This window comes from Microvirga sp. P4_G7, assembly GCF_056401005.1.
The window spans coordinates 1-520 of sequence record NZ_JBFUKD010001208.1 but is presented as its reverse complement, the minus strand read 5'-3'; the positions used below and the strand labels follow the sequence as shown (position 1 = coordinate 520).

Below are 520 nucleotides of genomic sequence, written 5' to 3'. Positions count from 1 at the left end.
TGATTCTCCAGAAGATCGCACACGCGTTTCCACGCCGTGCCCGCGAGTACCCATTGGCGCCATCCGTCGACCATGGTGTCGAACGGCAGCAACAGGCGCCCCATGATGATGCTGGAGGCGACCATCGAACCTGGGCTCACCTCCTGTTTGATGACGAGGATCGCGCCCACAGATAGAACTGCGATCTGCATCATGTATCGACACGTACGTGTGAGCGATGACATGGCGCGCCCGCGTCTGGTCGAGATGTCCTGGAGATCGAGCGTGCGCACCTGTGAACCGCGCCAACGTCGGGCCAACGCCGGCAGCATGCCCATCGCTTCGATCGCCTCCGCGTGGCGAAAACTTCCGCTGATGTCGCTCAGGCCGTCTATTGCCGATTCGCTGGCCCGCTTCAACGTGCGGCGCGTGAGGAAATCGGACAAGAGACTGAGGAGGATGAGAATCGTCGCTGATATGAGCGCAACCCAGCCATAAAGTGGATGCAATGCAAAAAGCACCGCGAGGAAGATCGGGCACC

Annotated in this window: 1 pseudogene; it reads right to left on the bottom strand. The window is 60.2% G+C overall.

From position 1 onward, the window contains the following. Window positions 1-520: pseudogene (locus AC1DT3_RS23910) on the bottom strand (type I secretion system permease/ATPase); the annotation flags it as partial.